20 protein-coding genes are annotated in these 25,646 nt (G+C 62.2%); 12 read left to right on the top strand and 8 right to left on the bottom strand.

Annotated features, from left to right (window positions below):
• Positions 1-13 precede the first annotated feature (13 nt).
• The gene (locus ACCD05_RS13105) at positions 14-1,105 is read left to right on the top strand and encodes an ABC transporter ATP-binding protein (protein WP_413393198.1); all 1,092 of its coding nucleotides are present in this window, start codon (positions 14-16) and stop codon (positions 1,103-1,105) included.
• Positions 1,106-1,278: 173 nt separating this feature from the next.
• The gene (locus ACCD05_RS13100; RefSeq protein WP_112979872.1) at positions 1,279-1,632 is read left to right on the top strand and encodes a hypothetical protein; all 354 of its coding nucleotides are present in this window, start codon (positions 1,279-1,281) and stop codon (positions 1,630-1,632) included.
• An 84-nt stretch (positions 1,633-1,716) separates the two neighbouring features.
• Here ACCD05_RS13100 and edd read toward each other — a convergent pair whose 3' ends face one another.
• The 5 genes from edd to ACCD05_RS13075 form a co-directional block, all read right to left on the bottom strand.
• On the bottom strand, positions 1,717-3,537 hold the full coding sequence (gene edd / locus ACCD05_RS13095) for a phosphogluconate dehydratase (RefSeq protein WP_413393196.1): 1,821 nt from the start codon (positions 3,535-3,537) through the stop codon (positions 1,717-1,719).
• Positions 3,538-3,614: 77 nt separating this feature from the next.
• Positions 3,615-4,313 carry a 6-phosphogluconolactonase gene (gene pgl / locus ACCD05_RS13090; RefSeq protein ID WP_413393194.1) on the bottom strand — a complete coding sequence of 233 codons (699 nt, stop codon included), beginning with the start codon at positions 4,311-4,313 and terminating at the stop codon, positions 3,615-3,617.
• An 11-nt stretch (positions 4,314-4,324) separates the two neighbouring features.
• Positions 4,325-5,800 carry a glucose-6-phosphate dehydrogenase gene (gene zwf, locus ACCD05_RS13085; RefSeq protein WP_047508339.1) on the bottom strand — a complete coding sequence of 492 codons (1,476 nt, stop codon included), beginning with the start codon at positions 5,798-5,800 and terminating at the stop codon, positions 4,325-4,327.
• 134 nt (positions 5,801-5,934) lie between these two features.
• Positions 5,935-7,233: an NAD(P)/FAD-dependent oxidoreductase gene (locus tag ACCD05_RS13080; protein ID WP_413393192.1), complete on the bottom strand. Its 1,299-nt coding sequence runs from the start codon at positions 7,231-7,233 to the stop codon at positions 5,935-5,937.
• 10 nt (positions 7,234-7,243) lie between these two features.
• Positions 7,244-8,680 (bottom strand): glutamine synthetase family protein, encoded by a 1,437-nt coding sequence (locus tag ACCD05_RS13075; protein WP_018898473.1) that lies wholly within the window; start codon positions 8,678-8,680, stop codon positions 7,244-7,246.
• Between the two features lie 126 nt (positions 8,681-8,806).
• Between ACCD05_RS13075 and ACCD05_RS13070 the strand changes: the two genes are divergently transcribed.
• The 5 genes from ACCD05_RS13070 (at position 8,807) to ACCD05_RS13050 (ending at position 16,341) form a co-directional block, all read left to right on the top strand.
• Positions 8,807-9,988: an NAD(P)/FAD-dependent oxidoreductase gene (locus ACCD05_RS13070; protein WP_413393190.1), complete on the top strand. Its 1,182-nt coding sequence runs from the start codon at positions 8,807-8,809 to the stop codon at positions 9,986-9,988.
• Positions 9,989-10,152: 164 nt separating this feature from the next.
• Entirely contained in the window at positions 10,153-10,296 is a 144-nt protein-coding gene (locus ACCD05_RS13065; protein WP_018898475.1) for a hypothetical protein, read from the top strand.
• A 300-nt stretch (positions 10,297-10,596) separates the two neighbouring features.
• Positions 10,597-13,125 (top strand): methyl-accepting chemotaxis protein, encoded by a 2,529-nt coding sequence (locus ACCD05_RS13060; RefSeq protein WP_413393187.1) that lies wholly within the window; start codon positions 10,597-10,599, stop codon positions 13,123-13,125.
• Between the two features lie 197 nt (positions 13,126-13,322).
• Entirely contained in the window at positions 13,323-15,173 is a 1,851-nt protein-coding gene (locus tag ACCD05_RS13055) for a methyl-accepting chemotaxis protein (protein WP_413393185.1), read from the top strand.
• Positions 15,174-15,471: 298 nt separating this feature from the next.
• Entirely contained in the window at positions 15,472-16,341 is an 870-nt protein-coding gene (locus tag ACCD05_RS13050; protein ID WP_413393183.1) for a LysR family transcriptional regulator, read from the top strand.
• A 32-nt stretch (positions 16,342-16,373) separates the two neighbouring features.
• Here the strand turns inward: ACCD05_RS13050 and ACCD05_RS13045 are convergent, their stop codons facing one another.
• Both ACCD05_RS13045 and aceA read right to left on the bottom strand, forming a co-directional pair.
• Entirely contained in the window at positions 16,374-16,610 is a 237-nt protein-coding gene (locus tag ACCD05_RS13045) for a hypothetical protein (RefSeq protein ID WP_111561727.1), read from the bottom strand.
• Between the two features lie 23 nt (positions 16,611-16,633).
• Positions 16,634-17,923, bottom strand: coding sequence for an isocitrate lyase (gene aceA, locus ACCD05_RS13040; protein ID WP_413393181.1), 1,290 nt, complete (start codon positions 17,921-17,923; stop codon positions 16,634-16,636).
• 195 nt (positions 17,924-18,118) lie between these two features.
• On the opposite strand from aceA, the gene ACCD05_RS13035 reads away from it, so the two are divergent.
• From ACCD05_RS13035 to ACCD05_RS13015, 5 genes are all read left to right on the top strand, one after another.
• The gene (locus ACCD05_RS13035) at positions 18,119-19,528 is read left to right on the top strand and encodes a helix-turn-helix domain-containing protein (protein ID WP_413393179.1); all 1,410 of its coding nucleotides are present in this window, start codon (positions 18,119-18,121) and stop codon (positions 19,526-19,528) included.
• 142 nt (positions 19,529-19,670) lie between these two features.
• Positions 19,671-20,768: a polyamine ABC transporter substrate-binding protein gene (locus ACCD05_RS13030; RefSeq protein WP_047508327.1), complete on the top strand. Its 1,098-nt coding sequence runs from the start codon at positions 19,671-19,673 to the stop codon at positions 20,766-20,768.
• Positions 20,769-20,849: 81 nt separating this feature from the next.
• The gene (locus ACCD05_RS13025; RefSeq protein ID WP_413393176.1) at positions 20,850-21,992 is read left to right on the top strand and encodes an ABC transporter ATP-binding protein; all 1,143 of its coding nucleotides are present in this window, start codon (positions 20,850-20,852) and stop codon (positions 21,990-21,992) included.
• A gap of 4 nt (positions 21,993-21,996) precedes the next feature.
• Positions 21,997-22,908 (top strand): ABC transporter permease subunit, encoded by a 912-nt coding sequence (locus tag ACCD05_RS13020; RefSeq protein WP_047508322.1) that lies wholly within the window; start codon positions 21,997-21,999, stop codon positions 22,906-22,908.
• A gap of 3 nt (positions 22,909-22,911) precedes the next feature.
• Positions 22,912-23,730, top strand: coding sequence for an ABC transporter permease subunit (locus tag ACCD05_RS13015; protein ID WP_047508318.1), 819 nt, complete (start codon positions 22,912-22,914; stop codon positions 23,728-23,730).
• Here ACCD05_RS13015 and ACCD05_RS13010 read toward each other — a convergent pair whose 3' ends face one another.
• Complete coding sequence (locus ACCD05_RS13010; RefSeq protein WP_413393174.1) at positions 23,731-25,638, bottom strand: AsmA-like C-terminal region-containing protein; 1,908 nt, start codon at positions 25,636-25,638, stop codon at positions 23,731-23,733.
• Between the last annotated feature and the right edge of the window lie 8 nt (positions 25,639-25,646).

The following is a 25,646-nucleotide window of genomic DNA, read 5'->3' as shown; positions in this document are numbered from 1 at the left end:
GGAGGAGAACTCGATGACTGGACTGACACTCAAGGACATTCGCAAATCCTACGGTGCCGTGGACGTGCTCCATGGCATCGATCTTGATATCAAGGAGGGCGAATTCGTTGTGTTCGTCGGTCCGTCGGGCTGCGGCAAGTCCACCCTGCTGCGCATGATCGCCGGCCTGGAGAACATCACCGGCGGTGACATGTATATCGACGGCCAGCTGGTAAACGACGTCCCGCCTTCCAAGCGCGGCATCGCCATGGTGTTCCAGTCCTATGCGCTCTACCCGCATATGACCGTCTACGACAACATGGCCTTCGGCATGAAGATCGCCGGCGAGAACAAGCAGGAAATCGATCGTCGCGTGCGCGCGGCGGCCGAAAGCCTGCAGCTCACCAAGTATCTCGATCGCCTGCCCAAGGCGCTCTCGGGCGGCCAGCGCCAGCGCGTTGCCATCGGTCGCGCCATCTGCCGCAACCCGAAGGTCTTCCTCTTCGACGAACCGCTGTCGAACCTCGACGCGGCCCTTCGCGTCGCAACGCGCATCGAGATCGCCCGCCTCAACGAGCAGATGGCCGACACGACGATGATCTACGTCACCCACGACCAGGTCGAGGCGATGACGCTCGCCGATCGCATCGTGGTCCTGTCCGCCGGCAATATCGAACAGGTCGGCGCGCCGCTGGAGCTCTATGAGCGTCCGGCCAATCTCTTCGTCGCCAAGTTCATCGGCTCGCCGGCCATGAACGTCATCCCGGCCACTGTCACGGAAGCCGGAAACACGACCACGGTTACGCTGACCGGCGGCAAGTCCGTCACGCTCGATATCCCGACGGCAACCTCGGAAAAGGGCAAGACCGCCAGCTTCGGCGTTCGCCCCGAAGACCTGCGCATCGCTGGCCCAACCGACGATTACCTCTTCGAGGGCGAAGTCTCGATCGTCGAGGCGCTTGGCGAGGTGACGCTGCTCTATATCGAGGGCCTCGTTCAAAACGAGCCGATCATCGTCAAGCTGCCTGGCATCTATGATGTAAAGCGCGGGCAGAAGATGCATTTCTCGGCCGAACGTTCGAAACTGCACCTGTTCGATGCAGAAGGCCGCACCTATCGCAAGTAAGTTGTAAATAGCTCTCGGGCCGTGTGAATAATGCGGCCCGGCGCTATGTTGTTCGAACCTTCTGTTAAAGATCGCTTGGTAGTCTTTCCTCATTGCATACTTAGAGGATTACGACAGTGGCGACACCGAGCCCCCAGTCATCAGGACATTTTTTGAACAAGGAAGAATCCTTCATGTACGACCGCGAAGTGCGGTTCAAGATGGAGGACACGATGAACGCCGCGCGTCTCGAATATACCGAGAAGGGCGTCATGAACATGGCCTCGCGCCGTTGCGACATCATCCGCATTTCCAAGAGCAGCGCGGTCCTTGCGATCCTGACGCAGTTCAACCTTCCGCGTCAGTTCTATCTCGATCTTCCCGATGCCCGCATCACCAAGATCGGCTGCATGCTGACACGTGTTAACCCCAACAACACCGTGGAAGTCCGCTTCCTGCGCATGCTGACCGACAAGGAACTGAACAAGATCTTCGTCTACAGCACCCACCCGGCCCATCGCGACCGCGTGCTCGACATCCGCGCCTGATCGCTGATCGCGCCGATTAAAACAACAAGGCCCGCGAGATCGTCTCGCGGGCCTTGTCGTTTTTTGGGGTAATCGCTGCCGGTCCTAGTGGAACAGCACGCTGGCGCCCTTGTCGGATGCGCCGACGGCCCGGCGGAAGGGGGCGAACAGCTCGCGGCCCATGCCGAATTCGTTGTCCGAGAGGTCGGCCACGACAGGCTTGCGGTCGGCGAGCGTCGCTGCGTCCACAAGCACCTCGAGCGTGCCGGCGATCGCGTCGAGACGGATGATGTCTCCATCCATGATGCGCGCGATCGGTCCGCCGTCGACGGCCTCAGGCGTCACATGGATCGCCGCCGGAACTTTGCCTGACGCACCGGACATGCGCCCGTCGGTGAGAAGCGCCACGCGGAAGCCGCGGTCCTGCAGCACGCCGAGCGGCGGCGTCAGCTTGTGCAGCTCCGGCATGCCGTTGGCCTTCGGCCCTTGGAAGCGGACGACGGCAATGAAGTCGCGGTTGAGCTTGCCGTCCTTGAAGGCGTCCTGAAGCTCCTGCTGGCTGTGGAAGACGATCGCCGGCGCCTCGATGACGTGGCGGTCGGCCTTCACTGCCGAGATCTTGATGACGCCCTTGCCGAGATTGCCGCGCAGCATCTTCAGGCCGCCATTGGCCTGAAACGGCGTCTCGATGTTCGCGAGTACCTTCGGATCGACGCTCTTTTCCGGGGAGGGCTCGCGCACGATGTTTCCATCCTCACCAAGGCGCGGATCGATCGTGTAGGCTTGCAGCCCATGGCCGAACACGGTGCGCACGTCGTCGTGCACCAGGCCGTGCTTCAGCAGCTCCTTGATCAGGAAGCCCATGCCGCCGGCCGCGTGGAAATGGTTCACGTCGGCAAGCCCGTTCGGATAGACGCGGGCAAGCAGCGGCACCACTTCGGAGAGCTCGGCGATATCCTGCCAGGTGAGCTCGATGCCGGCGGCGCGCGCCATGGCAACGAGGTGGAGCGTGTGGTTGGTCGAGCCGCCGGTGGCGTGCAGGCCGACGACGCCGTTGACGATCGAGCGCTCGTCGATCATCTCGCCCGCCGGCGTGAATTCGTTGCCCTGCGCGGTGATCGCAAGCGCCCGCTTGGTCGCCTCGCGGGTGAATGCTTCGCGAAGCGGCGTGCCCGGATTGATGAAGGAGGAGCCCGGCATATGGAAGCCCATGATCTCCATCAGCATCTGGTTGGAGTTCGCCGTGCCGTAGAAAGTGCAGGTGCCCGGTCCGTGATAGGACTTCGACTCGGCCTCGAGCAGCTCGGCGCGGCCGACCTTGCCCTCGGCATAAAGCTGGCGCACACGCGACTTCTCGTCGTTCGGCAGGCCTGACGTCATCGGCCCTGCCGGTACGAAGATCGACGGCAGGTGGCCGAAGGTCAGCGCGGCAATCGTCAGACCCGGTACGATCTTGTCGCAGACACCGAGATAGAGGGCCGCGTCGAACATGTTGTGCGACAGGCCGATACCTGCAGCCATGGCGATCAGGTCGCGCGAAAAGAGCGAGAGCTCCATGCCCGGCTGGCCCTGGGTCACGCCATCGCACATGGCGGGAACAGCGCCCGCTACCTGCGCGATGCCGCCGGCTTCCGCAGCCGCCTGGCGAATGATCGCGGGATAGGTCTCGAACGGCTGATGCGCCGAGAGCATGTCGTTGTAGGAAGTGATGATGCCGAGATTGGAAACACGGTCGCCGGCCAGTGCATCCTTCTCGGCGGGGGAACAGACCGCGAAGCCGTGTGCCAGGTTCGCGCAGCCGAGCGAAGAGCGAACCACGCTCTTGCCCACCGCGTTTCGCAAGCGCTCGAGATAGAGTTCTCGCGACGGTTTCGACCGTTCGACGATACGGTTGGTGATGGCGGCAACGCGCGAATGAGCGGACATGGGAGATCCTTGTCGTTTGCTGGTATTCGATTGTCTGTTCGCGGCTTTAAGCCGTGTTGGCCATTAAGGCCGTCGGCTTATGGCGCCCAGTAAATGTCGACGGGCGTCGCGGCGCGGCGAAGGATTGCCCGGATCGGCATCTCCGTCTCGTCGCCTGCACCCTCGGCCTTCGCCAGAACGTCCTTCTTGCCGTCGCCTTCGATGTGAAGAACGAGCAGCCCCGCATCCTGCAGGCTGGAGAAGGTGAAAGTCAGGCGGGGTTCGCCTGCGCCGTCAGCGTCCATGGTGATGATGCCGCGCGGCGTCTTCGGGTCGAGAGCAACCGCAAGATTGCTGCCGCCAGGGAAGAACGACGCCGTGTGGCCGTCGCCGCCCATGCCGAGAATGACGACATCGAACGGATTGCCGATCGAAGCCGTGGCCGCCGTCGAGAGCTTTGCCGCTTCCTCGACCGTTGCCGCCGGCTGGTAGAGCGGCTGGAACTTTGCCGCCTTCGCCTTGTTCTGCAGGAGATTGCTGATCACGAGCAGATGGTTCGAGCGCGGATTGTCGGCGGGCACGAAACGCTCGTCGACGAGGGTGATCGTTACCTTCGTCCAGTCGAGATCGCGCGTCGACAGTTCCTGGAAGAATGCCTTCGGCGTCGAGCCGCCGGAAACGGCGATTTCCGCCGTTCCCTTCTTGGCAATGGCCGTCGAAAGCGATGCAGCGACCTTGTCGGCAAGGTTGCGCGCCAGTTCGGCGGCGTTGGCAAAATTGTGCATGGTCGCTGCCATTCTCTCGATCCTTAGAGGTTGTCGTGCCAGGTGCGGCCGTCACGCTCGATAAGCGCGATCGACTGGCTCGGGCCCCAGGTGCCGGCCGTGTAGCCCTGAACCTTCTGGCCGGTGGATTCCCAACCCTTGAGGATCGGGTCGACCCACTGCCACGCCGCTTCCACTTCGTCGCGGCGCATGAACAGCGTCTGGTTCGAACGGATGACGTCCATCAGCAGGCGCTCGTAGGCGTCGGGGTTACGAACCTGGAAGGAATCGGCGAAGCTCATGTCGAGCGAAACGTTGCGCAGGCGCATACCGCCCGGGCCCGGATCCTTGATCATCAGCGACTGCTTGACGCCTTCGTCGGGCTGCAGGCGGATGATCAGCTGGTTCTGGTTGATGCGGCCGGCCGACTGGTCGAAGACCGAGTGCGGGATCGACTTGAAGGTGATGACGATCTCCGACATGCGGCCGGCAAGACGCTTGCCGGTGCGGATGTAGAAGGGAACGCCGGCCCAGCGCCAGTTGTTGATCTCGGCCTTGATGGCGACGAAGGTTTCGGTGTTGGACACGCCGCCTTCGAGTTCTTCGAGGTAACCCTTGACCGGGCCGCCCGCCGAAGCGCCGGCGCGATACTGGCCGCGTACGGTGGTCTGCTCGACATTCGAAGCGTCGATCGGCTTCAGCGCGCGCAGCACCTTCAGCTTCTCGTCGCGAACCGCTTCGGAATCCATCGACGATGGGACTTCCATGGCGACCAGGCAGACGAGCTGCATGATGTGGTTCTGCACCATGTCGCGCAGCGCGCCGGCGGTATCGTAGTAGCCGGCACGGCCTTCGAGTCCGACGGATTCGGCAACGGTGATCTGCACGTGGTCGATATGCTGTGCATTCCAGAGCGGCTCATAGAGCGCGTTGGCAAAGCGCAGCGCCATCAGGTTCTGCACGGTTTCCTTGCCGAGATAGTGGTCGATACGGAAGATCTGCTCTTCCTTGAAGACCTTGCCGATCGTGTCGTTGAGCTGCAGGGCCGAGTCCAGGTCGCGGCCGATCGGCTTTTCGACGACGATGCGGGTGGTCTTGGTGATGAGCTTGTGATCGTGGATCTTCTGCGAGATGTCGCCGAAGATGCCGGGTGCGACCGCCAGATAGAAGGCGCGCACGCGGTCCTTGCCCTCGTCGAGCAGCTTCTTCAGCTGGTCCCAGCCGGCGTCGGAGCGGGCGTCGACAGGCACGTAGTAAAGGCGTTCGCAGAACTTGGCGACCTCAGCCTCGTCATACTCGCCCTTCTTCAGGTGCTCCTTCAGAGCGTCCTGCGCGAACTTGCGGTATTCTTCGTGGGTCAGCGCGCTTCTGGAAGCGCCGATGATGCGGGTCGGCTCGGAGAACTGGCCTTCGATCTGACGATGGTAGAGGGCCGGCAGCAACTTGCGCTCGGCAAGGTCGCCACTGCCGCCAAAGACGACGTAATCGAAAGGTTCAACGGGAATGATTTGGCTGCTCATGAGGCTATCTCTCAATCAGACTGGTTCTTGGCCTCTTTAATCTAATCGATTTAAAAAAGCCAGTGTGCGCTGCAACGAATTTGTCCGGCACTGGTTTTAGATCGAAAAGCCTCGCGAGGAAATGCGCAATCGGACTAAAACTTGTCGCGCAGCGCAAACCAGGAAAGCGCCAGGAAGAGCAGGGGCGCGCGCATCGCCGGACCACCCGGGAAGGCCGGGATTTTCAGCGCCTTGAACAGCTCGAGGTCCCTGGATTTCCCGATCACAGTTTCGGCATAGAGCCGCCCGCAATAGTTGGCAAGCATCACGCCATGGCCGGAATAGCCGCCGATCGAGGTCACGCCTGGCATAACCTCGCGCACGAAGGGCTGTCTCGGCATGGTGATCGCGACCGATCCGCCCCAGGCATGGGTGATCTCGACGTTATCGAGTTCGGGGTAGATCTCGGCGATCTGCCGGCGGATGTGCTGCGATATGTCGCGCGGATTGTCCGCCGTGTAGGCCTCGCGGCCGCCAAACAGCAGCCGCCCGTCCTTGGACTTCCTGAAGTAGCGGACGACAAAGCGCGAATCGGCAACGGCCTCGCTGCCCGGAATGACCGTGGATTTCTCGCCGAGCGGCACGGTGGCGCCGATGAAGGACCGGATCGGCATCACATGGCTGGCGGTAATCGGCTCGAGATTGTCGATATAGCCGTTGCAGGCAATCAGCGCCTTGTCGGCGGTGATCTGCCCGCGCGGCGTGTCGATCGTCACCTTGCCGCCGCCCTGGCGGATCGCCGTCGCCTTCGTCATTTCGAAGACCTGAGCGCCGGAAGCCGCCGCCGCCCGCGCCAGCCCGATCAGGAGCTTCAGCGGGTGAATGTGACCGGTGCCGGTATCGCGCACGCCGCAGAAAAAGCGCGTCGACCCCAGCCGCTCCTGCGTTTCCGCGCGGTCCATGAAGGTGGCGTGCGGGTAGCCGTAGCGGCTGGCTGCTATCTCCGCATTGGCGCGAAAGTCCTTCTCGTAGCTCGCCTTGTGCGCCACGTTCATCTGGCCGGGCATGAAATCAATGTCGATCTGGTGCTCGGCCGCGAAGGTGAGCAAGTGCTCCTTGGCGTCCTCGGCCAGATCGAACAGCGCCTTCGATCGCTCGAAGCCGATCTCTTCTTCCAGCTCCTCCGGCCACGAGCGCTGCCCGGTGCCGAGCTGCCCGCCGTTGCGGCCCGACGCGCCATCGCCGAACCGGCAGGCCTCGATGAGCACCACCGACACGCCCGCCTTGGCGAGATGATAGGCCGCCTGCAGCCCGGTATAGCCGCCGCCGATAATGGCGACGTCGCATGTCTTCGATCCGTCGAGTTCAGGGTAGGTGGGCCGCTCGCCCACTGTCGCCTGATACCACGAAATGCCGGGCGCAATCGGGCTCTGCCATTTCTGTTCGGATGTCATGGCGCCATCCTCACACGTTGAGCAGAAGGAATTCGCGTTCCCACGGGCTGATAACCTGCATGAAGGTCTCGAACTCGCCGCGCTTGACGCCGGCATAGAGCCCGATGAACTCGCGGCCGAACACTTCCTCGAACGCCGGCTCGTCCTCCATCAGCGCGACGGCTTCAAGCAGACCGCGCGGCAGGTCGATCGAGCCTTCGTTGGCCGAATCTTCGGTCGGCGCCGTCGGCTCGATTTCCTTCATGATGCCCAAGAGGCCGCAGGCAAGCGAAGCCGCCAGCGCCAGATAGGGATTGGCGTCGGAACTCGGCAGCCGGTTCTCGACACGCCGCGCCTGCGGATCAGACACCGGCACGCGGAATGCTGTCGTGCGGTTATCATAGCCCCACGCGTTGTTGACCGGGCAGGACATGTCGGGCGTCAGGCGGCGGTAGGAGTTGACGTACGGGGCGAGCATGCAGAGCGCGCTCGGCACATATTTCTGCATGCCGCCGATGAAGTGGAAGAACTCCTTCGAGGGCGAGCCGTCGGGGTTGGAAAACACGTTCTTGCCCGTGTCCTCGTGGATGACCGACTGATGGATATGCATCGCCGATCCGGCTTGGCCCTGCATCGGCTTGGCCATGAAGGTGGCGTAGATGCCATGCTTCATCGCCGCCTCGCGGATCGTCCGCTTGAACATGAAGACCTGGTCTGCAAGCTCGATCGGATTGCCGTGGCGAAGGTTGATCTCGAGCTGCGCCGGTCCTTCCTCGTGGATGAGCGTGTCGATCTCCAACCCCTGCTTTTCGGAGAAGTGGTAGATGTCGTCGATCAGTTCGTCGAACTCGTTGATACCGGCGATCGAATAGCCCTGGCCGCCCAGAATGGCGCGGCCCGAGCGGCCCTTCGGCGGATGCAGCGGATAATCGGGGTCGTCGTTCTTGGCGACGAGATAGAACTCGATCTCCGGCGCCACGATCGGCTTCCAGCCGCGGTCATGATAGAGCTTCATGATCCGCTTCAAGACGTTGCGCGGCGTATAGGGGACCTCTTCTCCATCCGCGCTGACGATATCGCAGATCACCTGCGCGGTCGGGTCCGTTTCCCACGGTACGACGGAAAGCGTCGAAAGGTCAGGCACCAGCTTCAAATCGCTGTCGCGCGGCTCGTAGCGGAAGCTTTCGGTTTCCTCGGGATATTCGCCCGAAATCGTGTGGCGGTAGATCGCGGACGGCAGCGCCAGCGAGGTGTTCGAGGTGAATTTCGAGCTCGGCATCATCTTGCCGCGCGGCACGCCGGCGAGGTCGGGCGTGATGCATTCGATGTCTTCGATCCCGCGTGCCCGCAAGAACTGCGCTGCTTCCTTCCAGGAGGCCACGCCGCGAAGATATCCAGGGTCCGGGGGAGATTTCTTCGAGGCGGGAACGTTCTTGGCAGGCTTCAGCGTCGTCTTTTTTGGGGACATGACACACCGGTTTGCGTTGATCTTGCAGCCATAATAACCGGAGTTTGGCAATTGGCGAGGGGGGAGGCACGTTGACTTTCGCCTATTGATGGAAAAAGAAGACGCCTTTCGACGAAGGAAACAGCCGTGCAGCGAAGAAGCGATGTGATCGTCATAGGCGCGGGCGCCGCAGGCATGATGTGCGCCATCCGCGCCGGCCAGCGCGGCCGCTCGGTGGTCGTGCTGGATCATGCTAAGGCACCCGGCGACAAGATCCGCATCTCCGGCGGCGGTCGCTGCAACTTCACCAATATCCACGCCTCGCCGAAGAATTTCCTGTCGGCCAACCCGCATTTCAGCAAGTCGGCGCTGGCCCGTTTCACGCCGTCGGACTTCATCGCCATGGTCGATCGCCACAAGATCGCCTGGCACGAGAAGACGCTCGGCCAGCTGTTTTGCGATGACAGCGCCAAGGACATCATCCGTATGTTGCTGGACGAGATGCTGGCGGTCGGCGCCAGGCTCGAGCTGCGCACCGAAATCGTCGCGGTCGATAAGACCGAGGACGGCTTTCGAGTCTCGACCTCCGAGGGCGAGTATCACGCCACCTCGCTGGTGATCGCCACCGGCGGCAAGTCGATCCCGAAAATGGGCGCGACCGGGTTCGCTTATCGCATTGCCGAACAGTTCGGCCTGCCTCTCATCGAAACCCGCCCCGGCCTCGTGCCGCTGACGCTCGACCCGCAATTGCTCGAAAGCGTAGCGCCGCTGTCGGGGATCGCTGCCCCCGCCGAACTGCGCCATGGCAAGACCGCCTTTCGCGAAGCGCTGCTCTTCACCCATCGCGGCCTGAGCGGCCCGGCCATCCTGCAAATCTCGTCCTATTGGCGCGAGGGTGACGAGGTCACCGTCGATATCGAGCCCGACGTCGATCTCCTCGCTCACCTGAAGGCGGCGAAGCAGGCGAATGGCCGCCAGTCGGCGCAGACAGCACTCGGCGAGGTGCTCCCCAAGCGTCTGGCCCAATATCTGACCGAGCGCGCCGGCGTCACCGGCAACATGGCGGACATGTCCGACAAGGTGCTGGCGCGCTTGGTCGATGCCGCGCAGAACTGGACGATCAAGCCTTCGGGCTCCGAGGGTTATCGCACGGCCGAAGTCACGCTTGGCGGCATCGACACATCAGCGCTCGATTCCCGCAGCATGCAGGCCAAGGCGGTGCCCGGTCTCCACTTCATCGGCGAGTGCGTGGACGTCACCGGTTGGCTCGGCGGCTACAATTTCCAGTGGGCCTGGGCATCGGGTGTCGCGGCTGGTGACAGTCTATAAAGCTTATTCTTCGTAGAGATGAAACCAGTTGAAGGATTCAAGAGTTCTTAAGCAGGGTGCGCCATCCTGTCCCGATGACGTGCTCAAATTGGCTTCCTAAATAAGGCTTTACGAGCACAGTCTTTTGTTGGATTGTTGTGACATAGAGAAGTGAGGTTCTGCAGATGAACAAGAACACACGACGCGCCCGCGCCATCGCAATTGCCAAGGCCCAGCCGGACACACGGCTTGTCGCAATCCGCTACTTCGTCCTGGCCGCCAGTGCCGCTGCCGCCGTCATGGCGCTCTTTCTTCCGCGAATGCTCTAAGGCACTCCCTTTCGAGACAACGAAATCTTGCGGCGCACCGATGCGCCTGCACTATAAGCGCGCGAACGCCCGGTTTGCTGCGATATCCGGCTACCTAAGCTTATATAAAAATTAACGCATCTTCGGCAAAGCTTTAGTATGACTTATGGGCGCCTCGCGTTTTGCGTGGTGTGACAGGCAATGATTGCCGTCCGAGCATGCGCTCGCGATTCCCCATTGTTCCAAAATGTTCGATGCACTCAGCCGACGCGCAATCTCGCCGCCGGTGGGAGGAGTGGTGTATGGAAGGCCGGAACCCCCATGTTTATTGACAGGATTCTTTCCCGTTTCAGGATCAAGACCAAGGTCCTCATCTTCGTCTTGCCGTTTGTTTTAAGCATTTCAGCAGTCGGCTTCACCGGCCTTTATGCGTCCGGCCTGCTCCAGGGCCGAATGGAGATCTCCAACAGCGTTCTTCAGTCGCTGAGCGGTTTCAAGGATCTCTTCGGCTCCATGGACGATTTCCTGCGTGTGACCAATGAGGAAGCGCGCGACAAGCTCTACGCCGATGTCTCCACCCAGCATGCGACGCTGAGCGCCACGCTGAAGCAGATTGGGGACAATGCCGGCCGCGCCAATCTGCAGGCCGCGACCGATGGCACCTCCGGTATCTCCGACACCGTCGGCAAGCTCTGGACCCTGCATGAGCAGGAAGTCGCCCTGCGCAAGTCGATCGACGAAGCGCAGAAGGTGATGATCTCCAGCCGCTTCAACGTCAATTATGACGCCCAGCAGCTGCAGGAAAACATTCGCAACGACGAAGGCAACGCCACCGCGACGCTGCGCGCCGCCGACCGCCTCCTGAAGGGCGGCGATGCGCTGGCAACCGTGATGGCCGATTTCGGCAAGGCGCAACTGCCGGCCGACAAGCTCAAGGTCGTTACCGACGCGCTCCCGGGCATCCTGAAAGCCCAGCGCCTGATCGAGATCTCCGTTCCGCAGAACCAGAAGAGCATGACGCAGTCGCTAGCGCAGACGATCAGCGATGTGAAGGCGCAGGCGACCGCAGCTGACGCCGGCACGGATGAAGCGATCGCCAATCTCGGCCGTCTCGTTTCGCGCTTCCGCCAGATGTCAACCTACACCCAGCTGACGGCAACGCAGATGATGCGTGCCGCCACCACTACCTTCGTCGAGCTCGACAGCCGTATCGCCCAAACCAACTCCGTACTGGAGGATACGCGCCGCCTCGAAAGCGCGATCTACTCGCTGCAGCTGGTCCTTGGCGAATTCGCCGCCAAGCCGGACAAGGATAACCGCGTTCGCCTGCACCAGGAGATCGCGACGCTTGGCACCAACCTCAACACGCTGCTTGCCAGCGCCAAGGGCATGAATTTCGCCGAGGATATCGTCGCCGCCATGTCGCCCGCACTTGCCTCGATGGACAAGGATGCCGAAAGCCTCGTCGCCACCATCGAGCAGCGCGTCGCCGACTACGCCTCCGCCCGCCAGCAGCTGAACGCCGTCTGGGGCGAACTCACCGCATTCGCCGAACTGCAGAAGCAGACCGCCGGCGTCGAGCGCACCCAGGCCAATGGCATCTCCGTTCTCACGACCGGTCTCGGCATCCTGCTCTCGGTCGTCGGCGGCATCGCCCTTGTCCTGACCCTGCAGCGGCCGATCGGCCAGATCACGTCAGCCATGCGCCGCATCGCCGATGGCGCGCTCGACACCAGCATATCAGGTGAACAGCGCCACGACGAAATCGGCGACATGGCCCGCGCGCTCGGCATCTTCAAGGAAAACGCGATCTCCAAGATCCGCATCGAGGAGCAGAGCGACGAGGAGCGTGCCGCTTCCGAGCACGAACGCCAGCGCAACGACGCCGAAAAGCGCGAGATGGACCGCCAGATCGAATTTGCCGTCAACGCGCTTGCATCCGGTCTCGAGCGCATGTCGCAGGGCGATATCTCGACCACGATCGACACGCCCTTCATCGGCCGTCTCGAACAGCTTCGCCAGGATTTCAACGGCTCGATGATGCGCCTCCAGGCAACCATGAGCCAGATCCGCGACAACGTCGAAATGATCCAGGGCAATGGCAACCAGATGGCCCAGTCGGCCGAGGATCTCGCCAAGCGCACCGAAAACCAGGCCGCCTCTCTGGAAGAGACGGCAGCCGCCGTCGACCAGATCACCGTCACCGTGCGCTCGTCCGCCGAACGCGCCAAGGAAGCCGATCAGGTCGTGCGCCAGGCCAAGCGCAGCGCCGATGATTCCGCAACCGTCGTCAACAATGCGATCGACGCGATGAGCCGCATCGAGGAAGCCTCGCAGCAGATCGAGCAGATCATCGGTGTCATCGACGAGATCGCCTTCCAGACCAACCTTCTGGCGCTCAATGCCGGCATCGAGGCCGCGCGCGCCGGGGAAGCTGGCAAGGGCTTCGCCGTCGTCGCCATGGAAGTCCGCGAACTGGCGCAGCGTTCCGCCGCCGCCGCCCAGGAGATCAAGGGGCTGATCAACAAGTCGACCAACGAGGTGAACTCTGGTTCGCAGTTCGTGCAGCAGACCGGCACGGTGCTGGCAAAGATCAGCACCCAGATCGTCGCCATCAGCGAGCATGTCGAAGTCATCGCCCGCGCCAGCCACGATCAGTCGGGCGCGCTGCAGGAGGTCAACACCACGGTCAACCAGATGGACCAGATGACCCAGCAGAACGCCGCGATGGTCGAGGAAACCACGGCCGCCAGCCGCGAACTCGCCAACGAAGCCGATGCTCTCCTCAGCCTCATCAGGCAGTTCAAGATCGACAGCGGCAGCCAGGAAAAGGTCTACCGCGCCGCCTGACGACGCCCGGTATCATCTATACGAATCTGCGATGGCTCCGGAAGCGGAGCCATTTGCATGTTTTCTAATGCGTGAGTCTGCAGGAAATCACCCATGCATTTTTGCGGCTGTGAATGTGATGTTCGTCAGTTTCTTTGCAATTTATCTTAAAACTTTCCCACTAATTTCGACCTCGATTGTTCCTCAGGGGTCTTTGTATGCTTCGCTTTTTCTCAGCGTCTATTGTTCGGCAGATCGTCGCGATTACGCTTGCTCTTCTGGTTTTCAGTACAGCGGCGATTGTTTCTGTAACTTACTACAATCTTAGCGCGTACGTCATGACCAGTGCGGTCACCGACGCCAAGGATGCCAGCCGCGCGATGGCGGTGCTTTATGCAGCCGGCGATCCGTCCGCGAAGGTCGATGTCCGTGACAACAAGCTGGTGGGCGTCAGTGAAGAGAAGCTGCCATCGTCGCTCGGCGACCACGCGCTTGTCGATCGCACCGCGGCCTCCATCGCGGGCTACGCCACGGTGTTCGAGCGTCAGGGCGGCGACTTCGTCCGTGTCTCGACCAACGTGAAGAAGGAAAACGGAGATCGCGCCGTCGGCACCAAGCTTGCCGCCGGGCACCCGGCGCAGGCGGCTCTCGCCAAGGGTGAAGCCTATTACGGCCCGGCCGATCTCTTCGGCAAGAAGTTCATGACCGGCTATTTCCCGGTCAAGAGTGCAACGGGCTCCACCGTCGGCGTTCTCTTCATCGGTATTCCGATGGAAGTCTATTACAGCAGCCTGCAGCAGCTCCTGACCCTGGTCGTCGGCGTTGGCCTCGCGGTCCTGCTGATCGTCGGCGTCATCGCCTATGTCGCGATCCGCGCCACGATCCGTCCGCTTGAGACCCTGACAGGCGCCATCAACACGATCTCCTCGGGCAATCTCGACACGAAAATCCCCTGCACCGAAAAAGAGAACGAGTTCGGCGCCATCGGCAAGGCGCTTGCTTTGTTCCAGGAAGGCGCGCGCGCCCGGCTCATGCTGGAGACGCAGGCGGCTGAACAGCGCGCCCTGAGCGACGCGGAGCGCAGCCGAAACGACGCTGAAAAGCGCACGCTTGACGACCAGATCCAGTTTGCCGTCAGTGAGCTCGCCGCAGGTCTCGGTCGCCTGTCGAGCGGCGACGTATCGGAAACGATCGAAACGCCTTTCGTCGGCCGGCTTGAACAGCTGCGCGTCGATTTCAATGCCTCGCTTGAACGCCTTCAGGATACGCTCTCGCGCATCCGCGACAACGCGGTGACGATCCACCGCAATTCCGGCTCCATGCTGCACTCTGCCGATGAGCTGTCCAAGCGCACCGAAGCCCAGGCAGCAAGCCTGGAGGAAACCGCTGCTGCCGTGGAAGAGATCACCGTCACCGTGCGCTCGTCGGCCGAACGCGCCCGCGAGGCAAACAGCGCCGTCATCGTCACCAAGAAGACGGCGGACAGCTCGACTGTCGTGGTCGGCGATACCGTCGCCGCGATGGACCGCATCGAGGCGGCTTCCAAACAGATTGAACAGATCATCGAGGTCATCGACGACATCGCCTTCCAGACCAACCTCTTGGCGCTGAACGCCGGCATCGAGGCCGCGCGCGCAGGGGAAGCCGGCAAGGGCTTCGCCGTCGTTGCCATGGAAGTGCGCGAACTCGCCCAGCGCTCGGCCGATGCCGCGCGCGAGATCAAGAGCCTGATCGAGACCTCGACCCGCGAAGTCGCGGCAGGCTCGGGACTGGTGCAGAAGACCGGCTCGGTGCTGGCCTCGATCAGCAGCGAGATCATCGCGATCAGCAAGCACGTCGAAACCATCGCCACCGCCAGCGCCGACCAGTCGGCCGCTCTGCAGGAAGTCAACAGCTCCGTCAACGCGATGGATCAGATGACGCAGAAGAACGCGGCCATGGTCGAGGATACCACCGAGCAGAGCCGCCAGCTGGCGAGCGAAGCTGATGCGCTCATGTCGCTGATACAGCAGTTCCGCATCGATGCGTCTTCGGCCCCGCAGCAGGTCCGCATGCGAAACGCTGCCTGATCGGTTCTCCATCAGCTTTGATCATCGAAGGGCTACCCTCCGGGCGGCCCTTTTTCATGGGCAGCAGGGCGAGAACGCGAGCGGCGAAACGCTCGAGCTTCGATTGTCCGTAGCCCTGGTAGAAGTCCTCCTCGGCCCGCGCGCGATGCGGGTCGGAATTTCTCGCGTTGAGTTTGGCGAGCTCGATGAAGGCTAACAGCTCGATCATGACCGTGTCCTTTCTGAATTGAAGATGGACACAGGATATTCGTCAAAATTCGCTTCATAAACGCAAGAAATCCCATTATGTTTTTCACTCATGAAAAGCACGCAATGGGATTCATTTCAGCTCTTTCTGCAGGTCGCGCGTCTCGGCGGGCTGACCGGGGCGGCTGCTGCAAGCGGGCTCAGCCCCGCCACCATCGGCCGCCGAATGCTCGATCTCGAGCAGGAGATCGGCCGCACGCTCTTTTCCCGCAGCCAGACCGGCTACCGCCTGACGCCGGATGGCCAGGCCCTGCTCGATCATCTGAAGGACATGGAGGCTGCCGCCCGCAAGGTGGACGCCTGGCGCCAGGCAAGCAGCGTCGGAGCGACGGTGCGGATCGCAGCCGGCACCTGGGTCGCCTGGCTGATGGCCGAGAATTTTGGCGCCATCCGCATGCCCGGCGACCATTTCGCGGTCTCGATGACGATAGGCGAGGCGCGCGCCAACCTGAATTATCGCGAGATCGATATCGGCATCCGCGCCTTCGAGCCGGAAGAAAACAATCTCGCCGCGCGACTGCTCGGCGAGGTGGCCTACGCCGTCTATGCCAGGCGCAATGCCGGCGAACAGGAAGAGCGCTGGCTGGCTGTAGGGGAGGAGGATGCGATCTCCAACTATCTGCGCTGGCCGCACCGCAATGCCGAGGGCGCCATCGTCGCCACCGTCAATCGCCCGCGCTCGCTGGTCGATCTCGTTCGCGCCGGCGCTGGCAAGGCGGTACTGCCCTGTTTCGTCGGCGATCTTGATCCAGACCTGCAGCGCCTCGGCTCGGAACTACCGGATTTGCGCCACCAGCAGTGGATCGTGATGAACAACGAAGACCGCCACCGCCAGGAGATCCGCACCGTCGCCGATCGAATGACCAGGCTGTTGAAAAGCTACAGCGATCTCTTCGCGGGAAAGCGCCCCAGCCGAAGCTGAGGCGCCGTGTTGCAGGGCGGATTGGGGGCTAGTCAGTTCCGGCCGGCAACAATGACGGGGATCAACAGGTCACCCCAGTTTCCATCGCCGCCGTGATGGCGGGCCGAGCGGACGATCTCGACCGAAACACCTGCATCGACCGCCTTCATGACCGACTGGTTCAGCCGGTGCAGATCATTGGCGAGCATGCGGATCATGCCCTGCTGATCCGGTGTCATGCTGGTGGATTGTTCCTCTGCGCGTTCCTTGACGCGTGCGAGCGTAGGCATGGCTTTCTCCTCCTCTGATCGTGTTACTCGGCTGCTGGCTTGAACTGTGCGTGCTCGGTCGATTCCCCCATCGCGGTGGTCGAGGACCGCCCGCCTGTGATTGCCATCGACACGGCGTCGAAATAGCCGGTGCCGACTTCGCGCTGGTGCTTGGTCGCCGTGTAGCCGTTCGCCTCGGCGGCGAACTCCGCCTGCTGCAGCTCCGAATAGGCGGCCATCTGCCTGTCCTTGTAGCCGCGGGCGAGTTCGTACATGCCGAAGTTCAGCTGGTGGAAACCGGCCAGCGTGATGAACTGGAACTTGTAGCCCATGGCACCAAGCTCGCGCTGGAACTTGGCGATCGTCGCGTCGTCGAGGTTCTTTTTCCAGTTGAACGACGGCGAGCAGTTGTAGGCGAGCAGCTTGCCCGGATGCACCTTGTGCACGCCCTCGGCGAACCGCCGCGCCTGCTCCAGATCCGGCTTCGAGGTCTCGCACCAGATCAGATCGCAATGCGGCGCATAGGCGACGGCACGCGCGATGCACGGCTCCAGCCCGTTGCGCACCTGATAGAAACCTTCGACCGTGCGGCCGGCATCGTAATCGACGAAAGGCTGGTCGCGCTCGTCGATATCGGAGGTCAGGAGCTTGGCGGCTTCCGCGTCGGTGCGGGCGATGACGAGCGTCGGCACTCCCATGACGTCGGCGGCAAGGCGCGCTGCGTCGAGATTGCGGATATGCGCGGCGGTCGGGATCAGAACCTTGCCGCCGAGATGGCCGCACTTCTTTTCCGACGCCAGCTGATCCTCGAAATGAACCCCCGCGACACCGGCCTCGATATAGGCCTTCATGATCTCGAAGGCGTTGAGCGGCCCGCCAAACCCGGCTTCGGCATCAGCCACGATCGGTGCGAACCAAGTGTCGACCGAAAGCCCCTTGTCTTCCGAGGTCTCGATCTGGTCAGCGCGCTGCAGCGTTCTGTTGATCCGCTTGGCAAGCTCCGGCCCGGCATTGGCGGGGTAGAGCGACTGATCGGGATACATCGCCGATGCCGTGTTGGAGTCGGCAGCAACCTGCCAACCCGAGAGATAGATCGCCTTCAGCCCGGCGCGGACCATCTGCATGGCCTGGTTGCCGGAAAGCGCGCCGAGCGCGTTCACGAAGTCGTCCTGATGCAGCAGCTGCCAGAGCCGGTTGGCGCCCATTTCGGCCAACGAGTAACGAAGCTCGACCGATCCGCGCAGTCTTCTCACATCATCGGCCGAATAGGGGCGCTCGATGCCGGCGAAGCGGTTGGCGGGGATATTCCGGTGAAGCTTGTCAAACTCTGTCATGTCTTCCTCCTTGCATAACATCATGGCCGGTGTGGCTGATTGACAGGATTTACAAATCATCAGGAAATGGCCACAGTTAACTGCAGAAGTGCGATGGAATAGGGGTCGTGATGCAAAGAACGTGACAAGTTTCGGCAGTAAATTTGTCAAGTTTTGTAAATTCTGCGACCCGGATGTTCTGTAAAGGATTGTCACATGGCTGAGCGCAAGATGTTTGCCGGTCCCAAGGTTCGCCGTATCCGAAACGGCCTGGGCGTGACGCAGGCGGCGATGGCCGAGGCGCTGGACATCTCGCCTTCCTATCTCAACCTGATCGAACGCAACCAGCGCCCGCTGACCGTCCAGCTGCTGCTCAAGCTCGCGGCGGTCTACAAGGTCGATCTGGAGGAGCTGCGCGCCGAAAGCGGCGGCAGTCTCACGCAGCTGAAGGAAGTCTTCGCCGATCCGCTGCTGTCGGGCGAGCTGCCTGGTGATCAGGAATTGGTCGAGGTCGCGGAGGCGGCACCCAATGCCGCAAGCGGGGTCATCAAGCTTTACCGGGCCTACAGGGAGCAGGCGGCCCGCCTCTCCGATCTCACCTTGCTCAGCGCCGGCGAGGGGCAAGTGCCGCTGTCGGGCGCGCGGCTGCCGGCCGATGAAGTGCGCGATGTGCTGGAGCGCCGCTCGTCCTATTTTCCGCGCATCGAAACGGCAGCGGAAGCGTTCCTGCATGCGCTCTCCGATCCCCGCGATATCATCTCGACATTCAAGGAGTGGCTGCGCGCCGAGCGCGGCATCGGCGTCCGCGTCCTGCCCATCCACGTCATGCCGGATCTCCGCCGCCGTTTCGACCGTCACTCCATGCGGCTCTTCATTTCCGAGCGCCTGTCGCCGGCCGATCAGGCGCAGGAGATCGCAATCGAAGTCGCGACGCTGGCGCTGCGCGAGGCGATCGTGAGCGAGCTCGAAAGTCTGATGCTCTCCACCGAGGAGGCCAAGCGCATCGCCCGCTTCGAGGTCGCGCGCTATGCGGCGCTGGCGCTGACCATGTCCTACTCGCCTTTCCTCGCCGCGGCCCAGGCTGCGTTCTACGACATCGATCTCCTGCGCGTGCGCTTCAACGTCTCCTTCGCGCAAGCCGCAACCCGCCTGACCATGCTGCAGCGCCCCGGCGCCTCGGCGGTCGCCTTCTTCACCATGGAGATCGATGGCGCCGGCCACCGGCTACGGCGCGCTGGATCGCAGGGCTTCCCGCATCTGCGTTTCGGTGGCGACTGTCCGAAGCTCAACGTCCATGTCGCGCTGCTCCAGCCCGGACAGATCCTGGCCGAGATGGTCGAGATGCCCGATAGCAGCCGCTACCTCACCATATCCCGCACGCTGGAGGGGCCGAACGCGCCGTTCGGCGAGCGCGTCCGCCGCACGGCGCTTCTCGTCGGTTGTGATGCTTCGGCGGGCAAAGGGACGGTCTACGGTCGGGCGGTTTCCGCGCAAAAGGCCATCACGGCAGGCTCCGGCTGTCGTCTCTGCGAAAGGCGGGGTTGCCTCTCGCGCGCCGAGCCACCCGTCACACGCCCGTTGGGGCTCGACGAGATGGTCGCGGGCCTCAGCAACTTCGACTTTTAGTCCCGGTGTCCAGTCACAGCGAAATCATTGAGAGTGCAGGATTTTGCGCTTGTCGGCTCCAGAAATCCTTTCTAGTCTGCAACCAAAACCAGAGGGAGGGCATCCGCGGAAAACGGTGCCCAAACAAAAAGCAGGAGATAGCATGAGGTCAATTCTCGTAAAGCTCGCGGCCACGGCTCTCGTGACTGGGCTTTCGATCACGCCATCCGTTGCCGCGGACCGCGTCGTCAATGTCTACAACTGGTCCGATTATATCGACAGTTCCATCCTCGAAGACTTCACCAAGGAAACCGGTATCAAGGTCGTCTACGACACCTTCGACAGCAATGAGACGCTGGAAGCCAAGCTTCTGGCCGGCGGCACGGGCTACGACGTCGTGGTTCCGACGGTATCCTTCATGCAGCGGCAGATCGCGGCCGGTGTTTACCAGAAGCTCGACAAGTCGAAGCTGCCGAACCTCGTCAACATGTGGGACGTGGTCACCAAAGGTGTGGCGTCCTTCGATCCGGGCAATGAATACAGCGTCGACTACATGTGGGGCACGACAGGCATCGGCTACAATGTCGACAAGGTCAAGGCAGCGCTCGGCACGGATGAGAAGCCCAACTGGGATGCGCTCTTCGATCCGGCAAAGGCCGCCAAGCTCAAGGATTGCGGCATCTACATGCTGGACTCCCCGACCGACGTCATCCCCTCCGTGCTTGCCTATCTCGGCCTCGATCCGAACAGCACGAAGACGGAAGACCTGAAGAAGGCGCAGGACGTGCTGATGGCCGTTCGTCCCTTCGTGCGCAAGTTCCACTCGTCGGAATACATCAGCGCGCTTGCCAATGGCGACATCTGCATCGCGCTCGGCTTCTCGGGCGACGTCTTCCAGGCCCGCGACCGCGCGACCGAAGCCAACTCCGGCGTCAAGGTCGACTACTCGGTGCCGAACCAGGGCGCGCAGATCTTCTTCGACGTCTTCGGTATCCCGAAGGATGCGCCGCATGTCGAAGAAGCGCATGAATTCATCAACTACATGATGAAGCCCGAGGTCGCCGCCAAGGCATCGAACTACGTCTTCTACGCCAACGGCAACAAGGCATCGCAGCCGCTGCTCGACAAGGAAGTGATCGAAGATACCGCGATCTATCCGACGCCCGAGGTCATGGCGAAGCTCTTCACCGTTCCGCCGCTCGATGCGAAAGCGCAGCGTGCAGTGACGCGACTGTGGACGACAGTCGTCACCGGTCAGTAATGCACTGATCTGCCCGAACCTGATGGTTCGGGCATTTCTTTTAGTGGCGCATTGGATCAGGTCAGTTTTCGGGGAAAAATCATGAAGTCACTCGGCAATATTCGCCGTTCCTTTGCGCCTTGGGCCGATCCGGCCGCCAAGCCGTTCATCTCGGTCAAGAACGTCACCAAGCGCTTCGGTGATTTCACCGCCGTCGACGACCTGTCTCTCGACATTTATCACCGCGAGTTCTTCGCGCTGCTCGGCGCATCCGGCTGCGGCAAGTCCACGCTGCTGCGCATGCTGGCTGGTTTCGAGCAGCCGACCTCGGGCGAGATCATCCTCGATGGCACCGACCTGGCTGGCACCCCGCCCTATAAGCGCCCGGTTAACATGATGTTCCAGTCCTACGCGCTCTTCCCGCACATGACGGTCGAAAAGAACATCGCCTTCGGCCTGCGCCAGGATGGCATGGCCAAGGACGAGATCGGCGAACGCGTGTTGCAGATGCTGAAGATGGTGAAGCTGGAGAAATTCGCTTCCCGCAAGCCGAACCAGCTTTCCGGCGGCCAGCGCCAGCGCGTGGCGCTCGCCCGCTCGCTTGCCAAGCGCCCCAAGGTGCTGCTGCTCGACGAACCGCTTGGCGCGCTCGACAAGAAGCTGCGCGAGGAAACCCAGTTCGAACTGATGGACCTGCAGCAGAACCTCGGTCTCACCTTCGTCGTCGTCACCCACGACCAGGAAGAGGCGATGACCATGGCCGACCGCATCGCGGTCATGAGCCACGGCAAGGTCATCCAGGTGGCGACACCGGCCGAAATCTACGAGGCCCCGAACTCCCGCTTCGTGGCGGATTTCATTGGCGACGTGAATATTTTCGACGGCAAGGTCATGGCGTCCAATGCCAATGGCGTCGAGATCGCTATCGACGAGAGCCTGACCATCAAGCTGTCGGGTGCCGAGCCGCTGCCGGTCGGCAGTCCCGCCGGCTTCGCCATCCGTCCCGAAAAGCTGAAGGTCACGCGCACCCCGCCGGCCAACCCCGGCATCAATGCCGCCTCGGGCGAGCTCTGGGATATCGCCTATCTCGGCGACATGACCGTTTTCCATGTGAAGTTGAAGAGCGGCAAGGTGGTGAAGGCGTCGTCGCTGAATGCGCAGCGCGCGGTCGATGATCCCTTTGTCTACGATCAGGAAGTCTGGGTCACCTTCGCCGAGGACGCCGGCGTTCTGTTGAAGGATTGACGCCATGGGCAAGCTCGGATCATCCGTCTACAACCGCCTCGTCATCATCGTCCCTTACGTCTGGCTGCTGCTCTTCTTCCTGGCGCCGTTCTTCATCGTCTTCCGCATTTCACTGTCGACGACGGCGATCGCCATGCCGCCCTATGATCCGGCCTTCTCTTTCTCGGACAGCTGGGCCGATGTCTGGGAGAAGATCGCAAGCTTCTCCTTCGACAATTATCACTACCTGATCGACGATCCGCTCTATTTCAACGCCTATCTCTCCAGCGTCATCATCGCCGGCATCTCCACGCTGCTGACGCTGCTGATCGCCTATCCGATCGCCTATGGCATGGCCAACGCCCCACGCAGCATCCGCCCGACGCTTCTGATGCTGGTCATCCTGCCGTTCTGGACGAGCTTCCTGATCCGCGTTTACGCCTGGATCGCCATCCTGAAGCCCGAGGGGCTGCTGAACCAGCTGCTGCAATCGCTGCATGTCATCGACAGCCCGCTGATCATCCTCAACACCAACATCGCGGTCTATATCGGCATCGTCTATTCGTATCTGCCGTTCATGGTGCTGCCGCTCTACTCGTCGCTTGAGAAGATGGACGGCACGCTGATCGAGGCGGCGCAGGATCTCGGTTGCCCGCCGATAACGGCCTTCTGGCGCGTGACCTTCCCATTGTCGCTTCCAGGCGTTGTTGCCGGCTGCATGCTGGTCTTCATCCCAGCTGTCGGCGAGTTCGTCATCCCCGATCTGCTCGGCGGATCGCAGACGCTGATGATCGGCAAGACGCTGTGGAACGAGTTCAATTCCAACCGCGACTGGCCGGTATCCTCGGCGGTGGCGACCATCCTGCTTCTCATCCTGGTGATACCCATCGTGTTCTTCCAGAATGTGCAGGCCAAGGCCGATGAGCAGGGGAGATAGACCATGATGAAATGGACCCGCTTCAACGTCGCCTCCGTGACGCTCGGCTTCGCCTTCCTCTATCTGCCGATCGTGCTGCTCGTCGTCTTCTCGTTCAACGAATCGAAGCTCGTCACCGTCTGGGGCGGCTTCTCGACCAAGTGGTACGTGTCGCTCTTCCAGAACCAGGCGCTGCTCGACGCCGCCTGGGTGACGCTGCGCGTGGGCGTGCTCTCGGCCACCGCGGCGACCATCCTCGGCACGCTCGCCGCCATCACGCTGGTGCGCTACACGCGCTTCCGCGGCCGCATGCTCTTCTCGGGCATGGTCTACGCGCCGCTGGTCATGCCCGAGGTCATCACCGGCCTGTCGCTGCTGCTGCTCTTCGTGGCAATCGGCCTCGACCGCGGCTTCTGGACCATCACGCTGGCCCATACGACGCTCACCATGTGCTTCGTCGCCGTCGTCGTGCAGTCGCGTCTGTTGACCTTTGATCGCTCGATCGAGGAAGCAGCGCTCGATCTCGGCTCGCCGCCGGTGCGCACCTTCTTCGAGATCACTCTGCCGATTATCGCGCCCGCCGTGGCGTCCGGCTGGATTCTCGCCTTCACCCTGTCGCTGGACGATCTCGTCATCGCCAGCTTCACGTCCGGTCCGGGTGCTACCACGCTGCCGATGAAGATCTACAGCCAGGTGCGCCTCGGCGTCACTCCGGAGATCAACGCGGTCTGCACCATCCTGATCGGCATCGTCGCGGTCGGCGTCATCTGCACATCCGTCATCACCAAGCGACGCGAGCTGCAGCGCGAGAGGGATGAGCGGGCGGCCGCAAACGCGCCGTGATTATTTCGTAGCGCCTTCCTGCGGCTGCTGCTGGTTGCCCGGCTGCTGGTTGTTTGGCAGCGCCGAAAGGACCGGATCCGGCCAGGAGCCGCCGACGAAGAACGGCAACACCGGGAAGGCCGCGTCACTGGCGGGATCGGTGGCAATGATCTTGCCGGAAAGGGCAAGCCCGCTCGACTTGTAGGGAATGACACCCGACAGCGTGATGGTTTCCTGCGGACCCTCGATCCGGCCGCGCTTGATCTGCGCAGCCCCGTCATCGAGATCAGCCGCGATATCCAGGCGATCGAACGAGAAGGAGCGATGCGAGACGGCGCTCAGCGCAAAGAACTCTGCCTTCGCCGCTTCGCTGCGCACCGCCTCGGAATCAAAGCCTGGCAGCGAGCCTGATTGCGCGCGAAAATGAATATTGCCTGTTACATCGCCTGGCCCCGCCTTCCAGATCGGCAGTGTGGTGCTGACGGAGAGGTCGAGCGAACCAGTCGCGAGCGGCAGCGGACCCTTGAGGTTCAGGCGCTCGATCAGGCTGGCGAAATCCGCGCCGCGGATCGACATCTGCAGCTTGCCGCCGCCATCGAAGTCGCCACGCTTGGTCTCGATATGAGCGGTCAGCGCGCCGCCCTCGAACTGGCTGTCGCCGATATCGAACCGCGCCTCGTTGCTGGAAACGATAATGCTGGCCCCGACATTGGCGAGCTTGAAGGGCGCAAGGTCGGCCTGCTTGGCCGATAGCCGAAGATCGAGATCGAGTTGCTGCAAGGCTCCGCCGTCTGGCGGCCCATGGTCTTCGCCGGCCACGAGGCGGACCACGAAGGCATCGAACAGGGATTTGAAGTTGATCTGGTCGAAGGCCAGCGTGCCGCCCAGCTTCGCACGCTTCCCAGGCACGAAGCTCACATCCATGGCGCCGCTGGCGCTCGAGCCGTTCATGCCGAGGCTGACATTGTCGAAACGGAAGCCGTTTGCCGCGGAGACCACGTCGCTGTCGATGGAAAACGCCTTCAGCGTCGCGGCATCCGGCAGTGCCCGCCCGGCCCAGGTTAGCAGCGCCGGGAGATCCGGAATGCCGAGAGACATGCTGCCCTGCAGGCTGAACAGGTGGGCGATGTTAGCCACGCCATCGAACTTTGCGTTTACCAGCTTGGAGGCAAGCGCCGCCCTCAGCGGTGCGTTCTTGCCGCCGAACGTCAGCAGCGGGCTGCGCGAGGAGAAGTCCAGCTTGACATCGAGATCGTTCATTCGAGCGATCAGAACCGCGTTGATCGGGCTCGACAGGCGCGGCCAGCCGATATCGGCGCTCACGCTGTCGAAGCGGTAGGTCTTGCCGCTGGCGACATCGGTCACGTTCAAGGTGCCATCTTCGACGGTGATGGTGCCGATATCGGCATCCAGCGTCGTGTCGAGTGTTTCCTCGCCGTTCTTTTCCTGCGCGCCGGCGATCGCCTGCGCCAGCTGGCCATCATTCGTCCAGTCGATGGTGCCATCGCGCTCGCGGGTCAAAAGCAGGTTGGGGCGCAGGATATGGAACTCGTGGAAGCTCGCCTTGCCCCTGAAGGCATCGATCAGGCTGAACTCGGCCGAGATGCTCTCGATGGTTCCAAGCAGCTTGTTGTTGACGTCCTTCTGGCGCACCGCAATCTTGTTGATGGTGATGCGCGGGGTCGGCCAGAACTCGATGACGGGCCGGCCGGAAATCTCGGCATTATAGCCCGTCCAACGCGACAGCCTGTCCTCGATGCCGGAGCGCACGAGCCCGGTCGAGATCACATAGGGTCCCGCCACCCGAAGCGAAACGAAGACGGCAAGAAAGACCAGCAGCGAGATCGTCGCGACGCGGGCGACACCCGGCAGCCAGCGAGAGACGGGCCTGATTTTTATCCGCCGCGGCGGTGGTCGGGACGTACCCATGCGTTTCG

It is taken from the genome of Rhizobium sp. Rhizsp42 (assembly GCF_047304155.1).
Taxonomy (GTDB): Bacteria; Pseudomonadota; Alphaproteobacteria; order Rhizobiales; family Rhizobiaceae; genus Rhizobium.
The sequence above is the reverse complement of the archived record's forward strand: the minus strand, read 5'-3'. Positions and strand labels throughout refer to the sequence as shown.